The sequence below is a fragment of the Mesorhizobium sp. M7A.F.Ca.US.005.03.2.1 genome (assembly GCF_003997795.1).
In the GTDB taxonomy this organism is placed as follows: domain Bacteria; phylum Pseudomonadota; class Alphaproteobacteria; order Rhizobiales; family Rhizobiaceae; genus Mesorhizobium; species Mesorhizobium ciceri.
Window position 1 is genome coordinate 1 of sequence record NZ_RZRP01001557.1, and the last position, 548, is coordinate 548.

Sequence of the window (548 nt, forward strand, 5' to 3'; positions counted from 1 at the left end):
GATCAGGGGGCTGGAGGAGCAGTTGGGCCGCCGGCTTTTCGTGCGCGACCGCGATGGCGTCACGCTGACGCCGGCCGGGCGGCAGTTCCTGCCACATGCCTCTTCCATCACCCGAACCTGGGAGCAATCGCGGCAGGACATCGCCGTTCCCGATGGCTACGAGACCTTGCTGCGGCTGACCGCGCCTGCCTATCTGTGGGACCGCATCACCTCGCCATGGGTCGAGTGGATGCGCGCCAGGCGGCCGAACGTGGCGCTGCGGCTGGAGGGCAGCTTCCCGGACTCGGCGATCGACCAGCTGACGGAAGGCCTGCTCGACATCTGCATCCTCTACCTGCCGCGACCGCATCCCGGCATCGTCTACGAAACGCTGGCCGTCGATCAGGTCGTGCTGGTGCAGCACGCCGCGCAGAACAGGCCGTGGACCGAAAACTACATCCCGATGGACTGGGGGCTTGAGTTCCGCATCGAGCACGACCGCGCCTATGCCGGCATGGTCAAGCCGGCCATATCGGCGGGGCTGGTCTTCATCGGGCTGCAGCATGTCC

General features: G+C 67.0%; 1 protein-coding gene. It reads left to right on the forward strand.

Features of this window, described 5'->3' with window-relative positions; translation table 11 throughout:
* A partial coding sequence (locus EN991_RS39110) for a LysR family transcriptional regulator (protein WP_164769806.1) occupies window positions 1–548 on the forward strand: 548 nt, incomplete at both ends.